Origin of the sequence: Arthrobacter glacialis (genome assembly GCF_002909415.1) — a bacterium.
Classification (GTDB): Bacteria; Actinomycetota; Actinomycetes; order Actinomycetales; family Micrococcaceae; genus Specibacter; species Specibacter glacialis.
Genome location: NZ_PPXB01000002.1, coordinates 280,427 through 295,776, shown reverse-complemented (window position 1 = coordinate 295,776; position 15,350 = coordinate 280,427). Strand labels below are relative to the sequence as shown.

Here is a 15,350-nt window from a genome sequence, read left to right as displayed (position 1 = left end):
CCGATGAGCCATCATGATCAGGAGCCACGTGGTGTTTCGCTTGCCATGCACGTCCATTCTCCCTTTGTGCGCCACGCCGAACTTGCGGACATTGAATTTGCCCTCGACAATGAGGATTGCCAGGCAGTCATTCTGCGTTACGACACTGGTCTGGGTGCCTCCAGCATTCTGCGTCACCTTGCCGAAGAAATGTCCAAGGTGCGGGCCGTGCTGGCCATCCATGGCATCCCCTCGCTGAGCTCGGTGCCGTATGGGGCATTCGCTCCACTGCTCGCTGGTGTGAACAGCGATGACCTCAGCATCCGCACCAACGTTTTCAGGGCAGTGCTGGATGCCCTCGCCGCAGGTGGTGACGTGTCCCATGGGACCGAACTCCCACTGGTGATCGTTGACGATGCGCACGCTGTTGATCCATCAACGGCGGAACTTCTGCTCACCTTGGTCCTCTCCGGAACCATCAAACTCGTTGCCTCGCATCTGCGCAACCACAAGTTGCCCCAGCCGCTGCCGAAGTTGTGGAGCGGTGGCAGTGCCGAAACCATCGATGTCCATCCGCTCACCCGTGATCAGGGGCATGAATTTTGCCGGGCCATGTTGGCTGCCCCCGTGGCCCTGCCTACCAGCTGGTACTTCTGGTCACGGTCCGGGGGTAACCCCATGCTGCTCAAGATGCTGGTCAGTGAAGCGCTCGACGACGAATTGCTCACCAAGAACCGCGGCATTTGGCTGTACCGGCTGGGCCACCACAGGGTGGGGCGGAACCTCCGCGATGTTGTTCGGCAACAAATTCGTGGTTTGAGCGGGGCAGCCGAGTCAGCGCTGGACCTTGTTGCGTTGGCCGAACCTGTGTCGCGGGAAATAGTTGAACAAGTCAGCGGAACAGAAGCCGTTGCTGAACTGCTGGGCCGCCAACTGGTGCAATCGCCGTTGCAACAAGAGGGCATGCTCAGACTTGCCAACCCCATTTACGGCGAAGTCATCAGGCAAATGGTGCCCCCTGCGCGCAGCCGCATTCTGCACGATAGTTTAATGGCGAAACTTGACGCCCAACCCATGGGAATGGAAGCACTCCTGCGACGGGTCAGTTGGGCCGTGGACAGCGGCTTGGAAGTCTCGGCGGACCGGCTATTTCGTGCGGCGCTAATCGCCTGCAAGCTTTCTCAGCCCACGTTGGCGCTGGAACTTCTTGACCATATCACCGTGGCTGACCAGGCATTGGAGGTGCAGGCGGTTCAAGCCAGGGCCTTTTACATGATGGGCGACTATGAACAAGCCGCCAAGCTTCTCGATGACGCCTTTGATGCGGCCAGCACCCTGAATGAGCTGTTGTTTGGGGCCCTTCTGCGCGCAGTAACCCGGCTTGCCCTGGGGATGCCGGCCGCCACGATGGAGGATGACATCAACACATTGCTCGCCGCCGGTGAACGGCTCATGGCGGAGATGCCTGAGCAGGCTGAGGTCATCAGGGATCGTGTTGGGCACAAGGCGGCTTTGCTTGAACTGATGATGCTGTCTCAAAAGGGTGACTATGGCCGCATGGGCCCGCTCATAGAATCTGTGCTTGCTGGCAGCCCGCAGCTTTCGGCGGACGAACGCCGGTTGAACGAATCCATTGCCTTGGCCATGGATGCCGAACGGCTGTGCGCTTTGGGTTTGTCCGCACAAAGCCAAAAACGCTCCGCCGAAGCCTTCGCCATTGAACACTCGGACCTCTACGACGTCTTCTTCATCCCCGAAATGATCGTCTTCCGCCAAGTGACCACGGCACTTTGCGCCGGGGATTTGCCCTTCGCCGCCAAACTCCTGGACCAGTTCTTTGTGGACACAGGGCCAATTATTATCACTTTTGGTGGTGGCGCCAATGTGGCCCGGGGCATGGGGCTCATCCGGCAGGGACTTCTGCCGGAAGCGGTGGACGCTCTACTCCCGGCCATAGAATCGCTGCGGGACAGCGATCCACAACAACTGCTTGGATTCTGCACCTCCATGTTGGCCTACACAGCAGCCAAATTGGGCCAGGAGGAACTGGCGGCACGCTTGATTGCCGAGCATCAGGAGAAACCGGGCATGTTCCTTGTCACCGCCCACGAGCGCGCCTTCATGGCTGCGGCATGCGAATACCTTACACATGATGGTGCTGGACTGGCCGAGCTGCTCATCTTGGCTGACAACGCCAGAGACCAACAGGCGCCTCTTCTGGAGCTCAATGCCCTTGCCCTGGCCGTTGAACTTGGAGGGGATTCCCAGATTGAACGCTTGCTGCTGATTTGCCAGACGGTGGAAGGTGCCTGGGCTGAATCGATCACGGACTTCTGCCACAAGCAACTTTCGCTCCGTGACATTCCCGTTGACGCCGCAGTTGATCAACAGGGGCCAGATAGCACGCCTCGGCTTGAGAATGCTTCTTCGCAGCAGGTCTCGTTTTTCGGCACATCACCGGTTTCACCGCACCAACAGGGAGCTACCGCCAAGCCGGCCGTTCCGCCCAGCAGGGCCCGGCAGTACGGCCAAATTAAACGCTTGCCACTGACACGCCGGGAACGCGAAATCACGGAATTGGTGGTGGAAGGCTACTCGGATCGGGAAATCGCTGAACGGTTGCAGCTGTCGGTACGTACAGTCGAAGGTCATCTGTACCGGTGCTACGCGAAATTGTCTATCAGTGGCAGGCACCAGATCATTGCCCAGGAGTGGATCCTGGACCACTTGCATTAACTGAGTGGCGTAAGTACTGAACTGAGTACTGAAAAGCGAGGTACTTGCGCATCTGCCCTCCAAAAGTACTGGGAAATAGAGTACACACTACTCATGCCCGCCTGCGGGCTAGATCCTACTGTTGAAGTACTGGAGTTAGCTGTACATCATGGAAGGTCTCGACCCATGTCTCATACGGTCCTGGAATCAACACACATAGTTACTCACCCAACTATTTCACCGAATGGCCACAGCAAAAATGGTGACACATTTTCCGCAGTGCGTGAACCAATTCTTGAAACCATCCAAGGCAGGCTGCTGCACCGCGACAGCTGTGGTGCCATTCTGTTGGGCGAGTACGGAGTAGGAAAGACTTGCGTGGCGAAACAGGTCCTTGAAGTCATGGAACATGATTGCCTGGTGGTCTCGCTGCGGTGCAGTGCCAGCACCGTCACCATCGATTATGGTGCCTTGAGCCCCTTGATGGGCAGCGTGGCACCTGACACCATTGAAAGCCCCATGTCAGTCCTGCGGGCTGTATCGAAGGAGCTTCTGCAACGGGCCAGCCGCAGGCCAATCGTGTTGTTTATTGACAACGTTCAGGACCTGGACGACCATTCCGCGTTGATCGTGAGCCAGTTGGCGGTGAGCAAGGCGGTCAAGTTGCTCTTGACCGGCGATTCCCTAACCTCAATTCCGGGGGAGATTCTTGGACTCTGGCGGGATGGGCTCATTAGCCGCATGGATGTGTTGCCGATTTCGGAAGCCGATGCCCGTGACTGGCTCGAAGAATTCTTGGACAGGCCTGTTTCGGCTGCAGCCGCGAATTCACTGTATGAAGCAGGCGGTGGCAATCCGCGATTCTTGAGTGCCGTGGTGGTGGAGCAAATGGGTGCCGGAAGCGTGGTTCTCAACGAGGGTGTTTGGGTCCTTTCCGGCGCACCGTTTGTCTGCGGGCGCAACAGTGTAGACACGGTAATGGCTGCGTTGCTTTCCCTCTCGGTGCACGAGCGCCTGGTTGTTGAGGCCCTGGCATTGTCTGGCGGATTGTCGATTGGTCAGCTCATGGCTTTTTGTGATGCCAAAGCCGTTGACTCCTTGCAGCAGCGAGGTTTTCTGACCATGGGCAAGAAGGACGGAACCCTGGTCCACCTCCGTAACAACCTTGTGGCGCAAGTTCTGCGGCAAGAGGTTCCGGCGGGGCGCAGCCGCGAACTCCAGCGGCTAGCGGCCGCTTCAGCCGATGACCAAGGCGCAGCTGACATGGACAATTTTCAACTGGCCATTTGGGCCATCGACTGCGGCAATGCAGAGGGCCTGGAGCATGGCCATGACCAGGCCAGGGAGGCGAACAATGCCGGTCGCCCCGACTTGGCCTTGCGCATTCTTGACGCGATGCCCGGGCATGGTTCTGATCCTCTCGTGTTGGTTGAAAGTGCGCGGGCTTACTTGGGTCTGGGGAATCTCGACGGCGCCAGGGCTGTGCTCTTTGCCCCATCGCTGCGGCTCGCGGAGTTGCCCTTGGAACAGTGGGTGGATGTGATGCTGCTGCGCATGGCGATGGCCAGTGGTGGGAAGACAGCCGCAGCGGACGCCCACGACCTGCACGCATCGATTAGTTTGCGGCTTCATGACGAGCGTGCAGACTATTCGGCCACCATTGTGGACCTGAGAGAGCGGCTCCAGCTCGCAGAGATTGACCTGAACTTGGAAAAGGGCCGCTACGCCGAAGTGGGGCCGCAACTCCAATTGCTCCATTCAACGGGCGCAAGCGCCAGTACTCGGCGCTTGGCCGGGCTGTGGCTCATCGAAGTGTGGACCTTGACCGGCCGTGCATTGGATGCGGCCAAGATTGCTGACGAGCTCGAGTTGGAAGCCATAGTGCGTGACGATGCGGGCCCCTTTGAGGACCTTGCCGGCTCCGCCCTGGTCACGGCCATCACCGCTTCGCTGATGGCCGGCAATCCCGGCAGCTATTTGCTTCAGGCAGCTCAGGGCCCGTCTAACAGGATGCGGTCCATCACACTGGGACAACTGGTGGAAGGTTTGATGCACGCCTACTCTGGGCGGGCCGACAAAGCCCTCAGATCACTCTTGGCTGCTGCCAGCCAATTCGATCAACTCGATGAGAGCGCTTCACAAGCATTGGCGTACTCGGCCATCGCATATTCCTACGCGCTCAAGGGTGACGACGAGTCAGCAAAAACGTTCATGACGCTGCGCAATGCCATGGCGGTGTCAGGGCCCCGGTTGACAGTGCTCGCGTGTGAATCCTTTGAAGTTCTGGCGTCTGCCGAGATCGCGTCACGGGAGAAGGCCATTGTCTCCCTCTACTCCCTCGCCGATGAAAGCCACAGGGGCCAGGTGCCTGCCTTGGAGATGGGGTTCCTCTGTGCAGCAGTGAGATTGGGAAGCAGCAAAGGTGCCCCGCGGCTGCTGGACATTGCTGCCCAGGTGCAGGGCCCGTGGGCCAGGTGTTGTGAAGGATTCGCCCAAGGTGTCATGAACTCGAACGCACCCCACTTGCTGGAGATGGCCGAGGCAGCAAGTGCCTATGGCGACGATTTGTTTGCCCGCGACATTGCCCGGGCTGCACTGAAGATTGCCAGCGACGGTGCCGACAAGGGTTCGTTGCGCGTAGCCCACCAGCTTATCCGAAATGGTGTTATGAAGTTGGGACACGTCAAAGTGAGTAGCGATGACGGCCAGATGCTGACATTCCGCGAGCAGGAGATAGCCTCGCTTGCGGCCCGGGGTGCCAGCAACAAGGCCATCGCCGCCCAGATGCACATTTCCGTTCGTACGGTTGAGGGCCATCTCTACCAGGTGTACTCCAAGCTTCAGGTGAATTCCAGGGCGGAGTTGCGTGAAAGCCTAGCCTGAGAATTCCAGGGCCTGGGGCTTGGCGGTGTGCAGGTTCTCCGCAAGTTTCTCGACAGCCTCGCCAATTCCCATGAAGCTGGTGTCTATGCTGAAATCGGCATCGGCGGGGACTTCGTAGGGAGAATCGATGCCGGTGAACCCTGTCAGTTCGCCGTTGCGTGCCTTGGCGTAGAGTCCTTTGCGGTCCCTGGCCTCGCAGACCTCCAACGGGGTGCAAACATGAACCAGCACAAACTTTCCCACAGCCTGGGCCATCTCCCGTACTTCCTGGCGTGTGCTTTCGAACGGCGCAATGGGCGCGCAGACCACGGTGCCACCCACTCGTGAGATCTGGGCGGCAACCCAGCCGAGGCGGCGAATGTTGGCCTCCCGGTCTTCCTTGGAGAATCCGAGACCGGGCGAGAGGATGCGGCGGGTATCGTCGCCGTCGAGCAACGTAATGGGTGTGGTGGTGTCTTCTTGCAGACGCTCCGTGAGGGCACGCGCCAGCGTGGACTTTCCTGATCCGGAGAACCCCGTCATGAAAATGACTGTGCCACCTTTGGTGGATTCCAGGGCGGGCTGCACCGCATGTGGCGCCCGAGTGGTGAAATCAAGGATGGCGTCACCGCCCAGATTCTTCACGACGAGGCGGAATTGCTCCGCATCGGCGGACGTGCCACCGAAGGTGGGCAGAACAACAAGTCCCACCCGGCTGTCTTCGAACAAATGCTGGACTGCACGGAGTTCGGCAAGAACGGGCAGCACAGAGTACGAGCCATGACATTGTGGGCCGCACACCGCAATCATCCACAACACAGCATTCATGGCCCGGGCAGCGTCAACAGATTCCACTATTTGCGAGGGCAGGGGAGGCGTGGCAAAAACGGCTGTCACCACAGTACGACGGCGCTCGTCGCGGGGAAGGGGGGAGCAAATGCGAAATTCACGGGCTGGGGGATGTTCCGCTGCCCGGATGGTTGTCAGGGTGCCTGCAAGGAACGAACGGCCGGGGTTGCCTTGGCCGAGTCCTGTCACGTCCATGCGGACCAGGGGAGTGCCATCCGGGTCTGTGAGCAAGGCGCTGCGGCACAACATGGCAACGTCACCGTCAGCCGCAGAGACTTCCAGGGTGAAGCTGCCCGGCCACGATTCCGGCATGGCGCCAGGGAGGCAGTAGCCCGTTGCCGGTGTGTAGAGGCCGCCCGCCAAGAGCTCAAGTTCATCCAGCCGCGCACCACTCAAGGCGATGCAGGGCGGTGCCAGAGGTGTGGTGCGATAAGAGTTCATCAGCGTCAACAGCTTTCATCTCAGGAGGTTACCGGTCCGCCAGTGTCTTCCGGACCTGGCGGATGTCAGTGGTGGCCAAAGCCGGAAGGCCAAGGCGTTTGCGCAGCAACATCCAGGCCACTGGCGCCAAGACGAGCACTGCCACGAGCACTGTCGCGGTGCTTATGTTGTCGACATTGAGCATCTTCAGTCCGGAAGCCAAGAGGACAAATGCCAGCGCCCTCCTGATGAACCCACCGGTGAGACGGCTGGACAGCTGGGCGCCCAGGTAAACCCCCGGGATGCTGCCAATGAGCAGCGGGATGGTCAGGCCAAGATCCAGGTCACCAAAGAACGTGTGCCCCAGGGCAGCGGCGGTGACGAGGGGGACGGCTTGAAACAAATCCGTCCCCACCAGTTGATTGGACTTCAACGCCGGGTATAGCGCCATGAGGCCCACGATGATGATTGAACCGGACCCAACAGATGTCATGCCCACCACCACGCCACCAATGATGCCCAAGCACACGGTGGGCAACGGCCGGATCCTCATGGGCCCAGTGTTTACTTCGGGAGCCAATACGCCACGTCTCCGCTTGGCCCGCTCAGCCATCTTTAGATACGAGCGAAAGACCATGAGGGTGGCCGACACCAACAAGGCCACCCCCAGCGCCATGCGGACAGCATCCTGGACGTGCTCTCCAGGGCCCATCCACTTCAGAATCAGGACTCCGCAGAACGCCGCAGGTACAGATCCCAGAACCAGCCACTTGACCACTTGGAGGTTGATGGTTCTCCTGCGCCAGTGCACCCATGAGCCGATGGGTTTCATGACAGCGCTTGCAACGAGGTCACTCGACACTGCTGCCAGGGGGGGAATACCGAAAATGAGGACCAGAGCGGGTGTCATGAGCGCGCCTCCGCCCATTCCCGTGAGCCCAACGACCACGGCAACCATAAACGCCACTGCAACTACAGATAGGTCCATGCCCACAGATTCTGCCACTGTGCGAGACTCTTGGACACGCGTAATTGGACCGCCCACTACGTGGTGTATCCGCAAATATCCCAGTAGCCGGACGAGGAAAGCCCGTCAAGGACCCCAGGCATGTGACATCCAGAGCTGACTGCGCACTCCAGGCAGGAAACCCACCGCCCCAGTCGAACAGTAGGTGCAGTCAGTGATGAGCCAGAAGTTGCCGCATCCGTCGAAGGGCCATGTGGTCGGCGGGGTGGTCCAAGCCGGCTATGGCCGCACCCAACAGATTGGCGGATGCTGCCGGCGTTGACAAGCGTGGTGCCGTTCGCATGCTTTCTGGATGGCTCATGGCAAGATTCAGCGCTCGCATGAGTTCTTCCTCGGACTCAGCGGCAATGGCCTCACCGTGGCTGGCCATGGTCCTGGTGAATGCCACCTGATGGCCGTCCACCACCTCATTGAGCCTCGGCAGCCGGGGCACGGCGATCGGTAAGTGCCCCACGGAGCGTGCGTCGAGAATTGAGCCCGGCCCCCCTTGGACCAGGACGATCTTCGCGCTGGCATAGAGCTGCAGGAGGTCCTCGCGTGGCATGCGCAACACACCACGCGCCAATTCGGGGGCCTTGCTCGCGCCGTGCTGAATCAAGCAGGTGGGGTGGTCGGTGCGGGAATCAAGCCAGTCCTCAACCCAGTCAATGAGGCGGTCAAACTTATGGTGGTCGGTGCCCACGGACACCACCAGGGCCGGGTACTCGCCGTCGTACTTCACAGGATGGGCCCAATGTTGATGGCCTCAGGGTAATAGCGCAGTTGCTCTTCCCACTGAACACAGAAAACGTCGGACATCGGGTAGCAGAGCCGGCCGCTCAGGGTGGGCATGGTGATCCGGTCGAAACACTCTATATAAACGGTGCGTATATGCAGCAGGCGGGCAACTACGAAGAAGGGCACACTGACGCCGGCCCCCGTGCTGACAAGAACATCAGGACGCTTTCCGCGCAATGTGGGCCAGGCTAGAAAAAAGTTCCGGATCGCGTTGGGCAGGTTCCTTGTTGTGGGAAAGTAGCACCACGTGACGTCCTCGTCGCTCAGGGCGGACTCCACTTCCGGGCGACGAAAAGTCACCCATGACCTGTCCATATCTTTCCACCAGCTATCCAACGGCAACAGCTGGGCCAGATGGCCGCCTGCCGATGCAACAAACATGACTTTCACTTGGTTCTCCGTCCATTGGCAGTGAATGAGGGTGATGACATGAAGCCTAGAGTCGAGTCCCGACGAAGGCACGAGTACCGAATACCTAACTTGGCGTTATCAGTACTTGCTCCGGGCTAGTAGTCGGCAGCACCGTAGTCGAGGCGAAAGGTCAAGTAGTCGCCAGGAGAATCCCCGTAATAGCTACGCGTGCAGTAGGGGAACGGGCTTTCTAACCTTGTATTAGTAGGCAAATTTGGGATTCAGAGATTGATTCGGCTCAGATGCCCTACTTAAGTAGTTGACGTCGTGCCTCTTTCGCCAGTTGAAGGATACGACGGCGTCGGCGCCCAAAGCGGAGCCGGCGGCGAAGGCGTTGTCTGAGACCACAACGTCACCCCCAGTCGCCGTCGGCTCCTTGCGCGTCTGGATGGCCCACCACGTAGCCGGACTCCACCGAATCAAGTACTTGCTACTCGTGTGCAAATAAAGACTGTTCAATATGCTGAAGTCAGATACTCAGATTTTCCACGTAGTGCAAATGATGAATTGTCTACTCAATGCGGATGAACAATGGTGGAAATCTCGAGAATATTTTTTTGGTCTCGTCGGAAGAGTGAAGGGGGAATGACATGCGGGAACAAAACGGCGCCTTCCCACGGAGGCTGCTGCACTCCCAGCGCCGCCCCGGCAGCCCTGCGACGCTGGCCCGTCCCAGTCACTGCCGGCCCTCTCGATTCATTCAAGGAAGTCTTTGCAGTGATTGCAGTGGGGGCCATTCCGCGTCAGATTCAACCGGCAGTGGGGACTAATCGACATGAAACCCTTGGGACATAGTGGGCAAAACGGTGGTATTCGGAAACTTGTAGGCGACACTTCCGTATCTGGAATCGGCTCGCTGCCGGTTACCTTTGGTCAAGGCAGAGGCGTCAAAGCCGTAATGTCGGTGCCACCACATGGTCCAGCGAAGCTACGTCGCCGTCACGAGAGCTCGGAAGACTATGCGTTGCCCTGGGCGCGGAAATATCGCATCAAACTGCGAATAACAGACACCATACTGGTGGTGCTGTGCGTTTTCCTGAGTTCAGACGCCATTGCGGAAAGCCTAGATATTGCCTCTGAAAGACTGCTACAGGCCAATATTGGCGTTGCTTCGGTATGGCTGCTAACGCTGTGGCTCTGGAGAACGCGTGATCCTCGGTTGGTGGGGGTTGGCCCGGGCGAGTACAAGAAGATGATTAGCGCGAGTACAGCCGCGTTTGGCTGGCTCGCCGTCTTGTTTCTCCTTTATGGAGCGCACCGAATGTCAGTAGCTTTCCTGATTACCATGCCTGTGGGAACCATCGCGCTCCTCATCGGGAGGTGGGGCTGGCGCCGCTGGCTGACCCGCCAGCGGGCGTACGGACACTATCTGTCCCGCGTCATTGTGCTGGGCGACAGGGAAGACGTGACGTATGTGGTGGAGCAGATCCACAAGAAGTCCGGAGCCGCCTATGAAGTGGTTGGCGTGGCCCTTGAAGATCCTGGTGCGGACAGGAGCATGAACGTTGGCCAGAACAGGATCCCGATCGTGGCCAGCCTGGACAACATTTGCGACGCCGTGATCGAGCACAATGCCGACGCAGTTATTGTCGCCGGACAAGTGACCCGCGGCGGCAGTTATCTCCGCGAACTGGGCTGGAAACTTGAAGAAAGTGCCACCGAACTGGTGGTTGCGCTGGCGTTGACAAATGTTGCCGGCCCACGCATCCAGATGCGTCCGGTTGAGGGTTTGCCGCTGATGCACGTGGACCTGCCACAATTCACCGGGTACAAACACCTGCTGAAGCGGTCCTTGGACATAGTCGCATCCGCGATGGCGCTGCTGCTATTGTCACCGATTCTGGTGGTGCTGGCCATCATGATTCGAAAAGACAGCCCCGGGCCGGTGATTTTCCGCCAAGACAGGGTTGGGCGCGACGGCGGAATCTTTGAAATGTATAAGTTCAGGTCCATGGTGGCCAACGCCGAGGAGGTCTTGGCCACGTTGGCGGATCAAAACGAAGGTAGCGGGCCGCTGTTTAAGATTCACAATGATCCCCGCATTACCAAGGTGGGTGCCTGGATGAGGCGCTATTCGCTGGACGAACTGCCGCAGCTGATGAACGTCCTGAAAGGGCAAATGTCACTGGTTGGTCCGCGGCCGCCGCTTTCAACCGAAGTGGAAAACTATGACGGACATACTTACCGCCGGCTATACATCAAGCCAGGCATCACTGGTTTGTGGCAGGTCAGCGGCCGCTCGGATTTGAGCTGGAAAGAGAGCGTCCGCATGGATCTCTACTACGTCGAAAACTGGTCCATGACGGGCGATTTCATGATCATGTGGCGAACTCTTCACGTGATGCGGGACCATGTTGGCGCCTATTGACCGCATGGCTGCAAACACGGTCTGTGCACAATTTCTTGCCAACGATCCATAACAAATTCTGGGGGAGTTAGTATGAACGGATTCAGCCTTTCAGGAGTTCAAGCCGATCAACAATTGGCTCGAGCTCTGGCCGAACAGGCAGGTCAAATGTTGCTCAGATTGCAATCTGAGGCGGTTCGTGACCACGTCCCTGCACATACGCTCAAGGATTTGGGCGACGCGAGCTCAGAAAAAATGCTCAGCACCTGGCTGCATGAGGCCCGGCCAGCAGATGCCATCTTGTCCGAGGAAGCACAGGACAGTTCACGACGCCTAGGGGCGTCCCGAGTGTGGATCATTGACCCCCTGGATGGCACAAAAGAGTTTTCCGAGGGGCGCTCGGACTGGGCGGTCCATGTTGCTCTTTGGAACTCCGGTGAGCTTACTGCCGGCGCAGTGGCCCTTCCCGGTTTGGGCACCGTGCTTGACAGCGGCACGCCCCTGCCGGAGCGTCGGGACCCCAGCAAGCCATTTCGGCTGGCGGTATCGCGGAGCCGGCCTTCGCCCCTGGCCGAGGCTTTGGCCAGCATCATGAACGCCGAACTGGTACCCATGGGATCTGCAGGCTACAAGGCCGGCGCCGTCATTCGCGGCGAGGCCGACGCCTACCTGCACAGTGGCGGCCAGTACGAATGGGATTCAGCCGCACCCGTTGCGGTAGCAATGTCGCTGGGCTTCCACGCCAGCAGAATTGATGGAACACCGCTGTGCTACAACCAGCCGGATCCGTACCTGCCTGATTTGCTTCTTTGCCATCAGGAAAATGCAGGTGAAATGTTGGAGTCCATTGATCTTCTCTTGAAAACCAACAACACTCGACCAAACGGTCTCTTTATGGACGGGATGTATCAACGATGAACAAATCCGAATCGGGCGGCAGCTATTCCCTCAGCCAGCTTCAGGCGCTGGAGTCCGAGGCCATCTTCATCATCAGGGAGGTGGTTGCCGAGTTGGAGCACCCCGCCCTGATGTTCTCAGGCGGCAAAGATTCCATTGTCATGCTGCACCTGGCAGCTAAGGCCTTTGCCCCGGCCCGGATCCCCTTCCCCGTCCTGCACATTGACACCGGCCACAATTTTGCCGAGGTTCTTCAGGTCCGCGATCAACTGGTGGCTGAGCTTGGCGTGAACCTTGTTGTTGGCTCCGTTCAAGATGCGATCGACCGCGGTCTGGTGCAGGAGGAGCCCAGCGGCTCCCGCAACAGGCTGCAGACCCGGGTCCTGTTGGATACCGCCGAAAAGTACGGCTACAACGCCTTGATGGGCGGGGCACGCAGGGATGAGGAGAAGGCGCGGGCCAAGGAGAGAATTTTTTCTTTCCGTGATGATTTTGGCCAATGGGACCCGAAGAATCAGCGGCCGGAACTCTGGAACCTGTTCAACACCAGGGTTCACCTCGGCGAAAGCATCAGGGTCTTTCCCATCTCCAATTGGACGGAGCTGGATATCTGGAGCTACATCGCGCAGGAGGGCATCACGGTGCCATCAATCTACTATGCGCACGTTCGAGAAGTCTTTGAACGCAACGGGATGCTCTTCGGCGTCCATGAGGTGTGCCAACCACATGCCAATGAGCCCACGTTTATGGAAACCGTCAGATACAGGACAGTGGGCGATGCCAGCTTGACCGCTGCCGTGCGCTCCGAAGCTGTCACGGCCCAGGAAATTGTCGTGGAAGTCGCGGCCACTCGAATCACCGAGCGCGGGGCCACGCGTGGGGATGACCAAGTCAGCGAAGCTGCCATGGAAGACCGGAAGAAGGAGGGGTACTTTTAATGGATCTTTTGAGATTTGCCACGGCAGGATCAGTTGACGACGGCAAGAGCACGCTCATCGGGCGAATGCTGTACGACTCGAAATCAATCTTTTCAGACCAACTCGAGTCGATTGAGAAGACCAGCCGCGAGCGTGGCGATGAATATACGGATCTGGCCCTGTTGACGGACGGCCTGCGGGCTGAGCGGGAACAAGGAATCACCATTGACGTGGCGTACAGGTACTTTTCAACTCCCAAGCGGAAATTCATTATCGCCGATACTCCAGGCCATATTCAGTACACCCGCAATATGGTGACGGGTGCATCCACTGCTGACGCCGCAATTGTCTTGGTTGATGCCCGCAAAGGACTGAGTGAACAAAGCCGCCGCCACACATTCCTGGTGTCACTGCTGCAGGTTCCGCACCTCATTCTGGCCATCAACAAGATGGACTTGGTGGACTGGTCCGAGGAGGTCTATGAGTCGATTAGAAGCGAATTCGTGGACTTTGCGGCAAAACTGGACATTTCTGACCTGACAGTCATCCCAGTGTCCGCACTGCAAGGCGACAATGTGGTGGACGCCTCCGCGAACATGCCCTGGTACAAGGGCTCCACCCTGCTTCACCATTTGGAGACTGTGCACATAGCAAGCGACCGCAATCTGGTTGATGTGCGCTTTCCGGTCCAGTACGTGATCCGGCCGCACCAGAGCAGTCATCACGACTACCGCGGCTATGCCGGCCAGGTATGCGGGGGAGTGCTGCGGGTGGGCGATGAGGTGGTGGTGCTTCCCAGTGGAATGCCCACCAGAATCGCAGCCATCTACGCTCCCAGTGGCCCGGTAGAGTCCGCATTTGCGCCGATGTCGGTGACGATTTGCCTTGAGGACGACGTCGATGTGTCGAGGGGGGACATGATCTGCCGGCAAAACAACAGGCCAACCGTAGCGCAGGACATCGATGCCATGATCTGTTGGATGGGAAGCACCCCACTTCAGCCGGGACAGCGTTTAGCCATCAAGCACACCACACGAAACGCCAGGGCACTGGTTCAGGAACTGCAGTATGAGCTCAACATCAACACCCTGCACAGGAATTCTGCCGCTGTTGACTTGAAGCTCAACGAAATCGGCCGGGTCCGTCTGCGCACCACCATGCCGTTGCTGGCAGATGAATACCGCAGGAACCGCCAAACCGGCGGGTTTGTGCTCATCGATGAGGCCAACAACAACACCGTTGCCGCTGGCATGATCGTCAACGCAAACTAGCCCGTTTCGCACAAGTGAGTGGCCCGCATCATGCGGGCCACTCACTTGCGTGCCGGGTGTTTGGGCCCTAGGTTCCTTGGGGCTCAGGCACTGACGCGCCGGCGGGATTCTGTCACCGGCTTGAGGTTCGGCTTTCCTTCTCTACCAGTGCCATTCCCAGCCGTAGGAACCCTCAAAACCACCCACCACAAAAGCCGCGGAACCGGCCCCTGCTGGAACATCCAAAATGATCATGCCGGATTGGCTCTTGTCCGGGTCAATAGGGGACTCCAAGAGCTCCGACGACTTCACACATCCTGTGCTGTTGCCAATGGGGTCCAGGAGCTTTTTTCCTGCGGAGTCCCAGCCCCGAAATTCATTGCTGGTTATGGCCAGGCTGGGCCATCCTGATTCGGCAAAGTTTGAGCTGGTGGTGACATCTATGGTCAATGCCACGAATTGGCCGTTGATGCTGGGGAACGCCGAGGGCTCGGTGCACTTAAAATTAGTCTGGATTTTAGTTGCCGTCAGCGTCGCATACTTCTCACCCGTTGCCGCCCCGAAAATACCTGCTTGGCCCACCTGCTGTGACTCGTTTCCGCGGGTGTTCAGGTCTATTGAAGACAGTGGCGAGTCACTAGTTGGGGCCGGTGCCGGTGCCGGTGCCGGATCCGGCGTTCCTGCCGAGGCGCTTGCTGAGGGGCTCGGATCAGCCGTGGTCGCCGGTGGGGAGGCGGGCGTCGTGGCAGACGGCGACGTGCTGCTTGAGCCTGTAGTGGAGGGCCGCGCTGAGCCTTGCCCGCCATTCGGCGTACATCCAGTGGCAAGGATTAGCGCTGTGGACGCCCCAATAACAAGCAGTAGTTTATTCATGGAATTCTCCGATGAGGTTTACTCGT

General features: G+C 58.7%; 11 protein-coding genes. 6 read left to right on the top strand and 5 right to left on the bottom strand.

What is annotated here, in order from left to right:
* Positions 1 to 3 precede the first annotated feature (3 nt).
* On the top strand, positions 4 to 2,715 hold the full coding sequence (locus CVS28_RS03245; protein WP_133159035.1) for a helix-turn-helix transcriptional regulator: 2,712 nt from the start codon (positions 4 to 6) through the stop codon (positions 2,713 to 2,715).
* 258 nt (positions 2,716 to 2,973) lie between these two features.
* The gene (locus tag CVS28_RS03240) at positions 2,974 to 5,577 is read left to right on the top strand and encodes a helix-turn-helix transcriptional regulator (protein ID WP_165788044.1); all 2,604 of its coding nucleotides are present in this window, start codon (positions 2,974 to 2,976) and stop codon (positions 5,575 to 5,577) included.
* On the opposite strand, the gene cysC is transcribed toward CVS28_RS03240, so the two are convergent.
* The 4 genes from cysC to pssD form a co-directional block, all read right to left on the bottom strand.
* On the bottom strand, positions 5,569 to 6,846 hold the full coding sequence (cysC, locus tag CVS28_RS03235) for an adenylyl-sulfate kinase (protein WP_103480686.1): 1,278 nt from the start codon (positions 6,844 to 6,846) through the stop codon (positions 5,569 to 5,571). The two genes, CVS28_RS03240 and cysC, sit on opposite strands and share 9 nt — an antisense overlap.
* A 28-nt stretch (positions 6,847 to 6,874) precedes the next feature.
* Positions 6,875 to 7,813: a sulfite exporter TauE/SafE family protein gene (locus CVS28_RS03230; RefSeq protein ID WP_103464424.1), complete on the bottom strand. Its 939-nt coding sequence runs from the start codon at positions 7,811 to 7,813 to the stop codon at positions 6,875 to 6,877.
* Between the two features lie 190 nt (positions 7,814 to 8,003).
* A complete protein-coding gene (locus CVS28_RS03225) occupies positions 8,004 to 8,573 on the bottom strand; it encodes a glycosyltransferase (RefSeq protein WP_103480614.1) in 570 nt (189 codons plus the stop codon).
* Complete coding sequence (pssD, locus tag CVS28_RS03220) at positions 8,570 to 9,010, bottom strand: PssD/Cps14F family polysaccharide biosynthesis glycosyltransferase (protein WP_103464425.1); 441 nt, start codon at positions 9,008 to 9,010, stop codon at positions 8,570 to 8,572. The genes CVS28_RS03225 and pssD overlap by 4 nt, the downstream gene beginning before the upstream one ends.
* An 805-nt stretch (positions 9,011 to 9,815) precedes the next feature.
* Here pssD and CVS28_RS03210 point away from each other — a divergent pair.
* The 4 genes from CVS28_RS03210 (at position 9,816) to cysN (ending at position 14,472) form a co-directional block, all read left to right on the top strand.
* Positions 9,816 to 11,408 (top strand): sugar transferase, encoded by a 1,593-nt coding sequence (locus tag CVS28_RS03210; RefSeq protein WP_103464289.1) that lies wholly within the window; start codon positions 9,816 to 9,818, stop codon positions 11,406 to 11,408.
* A gap of 72 nt (positions 11,409 to 11,480) precedes the next feature.
* Positions 11,481 to 12,305, top strand: a complete 825-nt coding sequence (locus CVS28_RS03205; RefSeq protein WP_103480612.1) for a 3'(2'),5'-bisphosphate nucleotidase CysQ — start codon at positions 11,481 to 11,483, stop codon at positions 12,303 to 12,305.
* The gene (gene cysD, locus CVS28_RS03200; RefSeq protein WP_103480611.1) at positions 12,302 to 13,222 is read left to right on the top strand and encodes a sulfate adenylyltransferase subunit CysD; all 921 of its coding nucleotides are present in this window, start codon (positions 12,302 to 12,304) and stop codon (positions 13,220 to 13,222) included. The genes CVS28_RS03205 and cysD overlap by 4 nt, the downstream gene beginning before the upstream one ends.
* Complete coding sequence (gene cysN, locus CVS28_RS03195; RefSeq protein WP_103480610.1) at positions 13,222 to 14,472, top strand: sulfate adenylyltransferase subunit CysN; 1,251 nt, start codon at positions 13,222 to 13,224, stop codon at positions 14,470 to 14,472. The genes cysD and cysN overlap by 1 nt, the downstream gene beginning before the upstream one ends.
* A gap of 141 nt (positions 14,473 to 14,613) precedes the next feature.
* Here cysN and CVS28_RS19350 read toward each other — a convergent pair whose 3' ends face one another.
* A complete protein-coding gene (locus tag CVS28_RS19350) occupies positions 14,614 to 15,324 on the bottom strand; it encodes a hypothetical protein (protein WP_133159034.1) in 711 nt (236 codons plus the stop codon).
* Positions 15,325 to 15,350 lie beyond the last annotated feature (26 nt).

What these genes read in the sequence shown, in the direction of transcription:
- CVS28_RS03210 (WP_103464289.1), top strand. Translation starts at nt 9,816, where the DNA reads ATGAAACCCTTGGGACATAGTGGGCAAAACGGTGGTATTCGGAAACTT.
- CVS28_RS03205 (WP_103480612.1), top strand. Translation starts at nt 11,481, where the DNA reads ATGAACGGATTCAGCCTTTCAGGAGTTCAAGCCGATCAACAATTGGCT.
- cysC (WP_103480686.1), bottom strand. Translation starts at nt 6,846, where the DNA reads ATGAACTCTTATCGCACCACACCTCTGGCACCGCCCTGCATCGCCTTG.
- cysD (WP_103480611.1), top strand. Translation starts at nt 12,302, where the DNA reads ATGAACAAATCCGAATCGGGCGGCAGCTATTCCCTCAGCCAGCTTCAG.
- pssD (WP_103464425.1), bottom strand. Translation starts at nt 9,010, where the DNA reads ATGTTTGTTGCATCGGCAGGCGGCCATCTGGCCCAGCTGTTGCCGTTG.
- CVS28_RS03230 (WP_103464424.1), bottom strand. Translation starts at nt 7,813, where the DNA reads ATGGACCTATCTGTAGTTGCAGTGGCGTTTATGGTTGCCGTGGTCGTT.
- CVS28_RS03245 (WP_133159035.1), top strand. Translation starts at nt 4, where the DNA reads ATGAGCCATCATGATCAGGAGCCACGTGGTGTTTCGCTTGCCATGCAC.
- cysN (WP_103480610.1), top strand. Translation starts at nt 13,222, where the DNA reads ATGGATCTTTTGAGATTTGCCACGGCAGGATCAGTTGACGACGGCAAG.
- CVS28_RS19350 (WP_133159034.1), bottom strand. Translation starts at nt 15,324, where the DNA reads ATGAATAAACTACTGCTTGTTATTGGGGCGTCCACAGCGCTAATCCTT.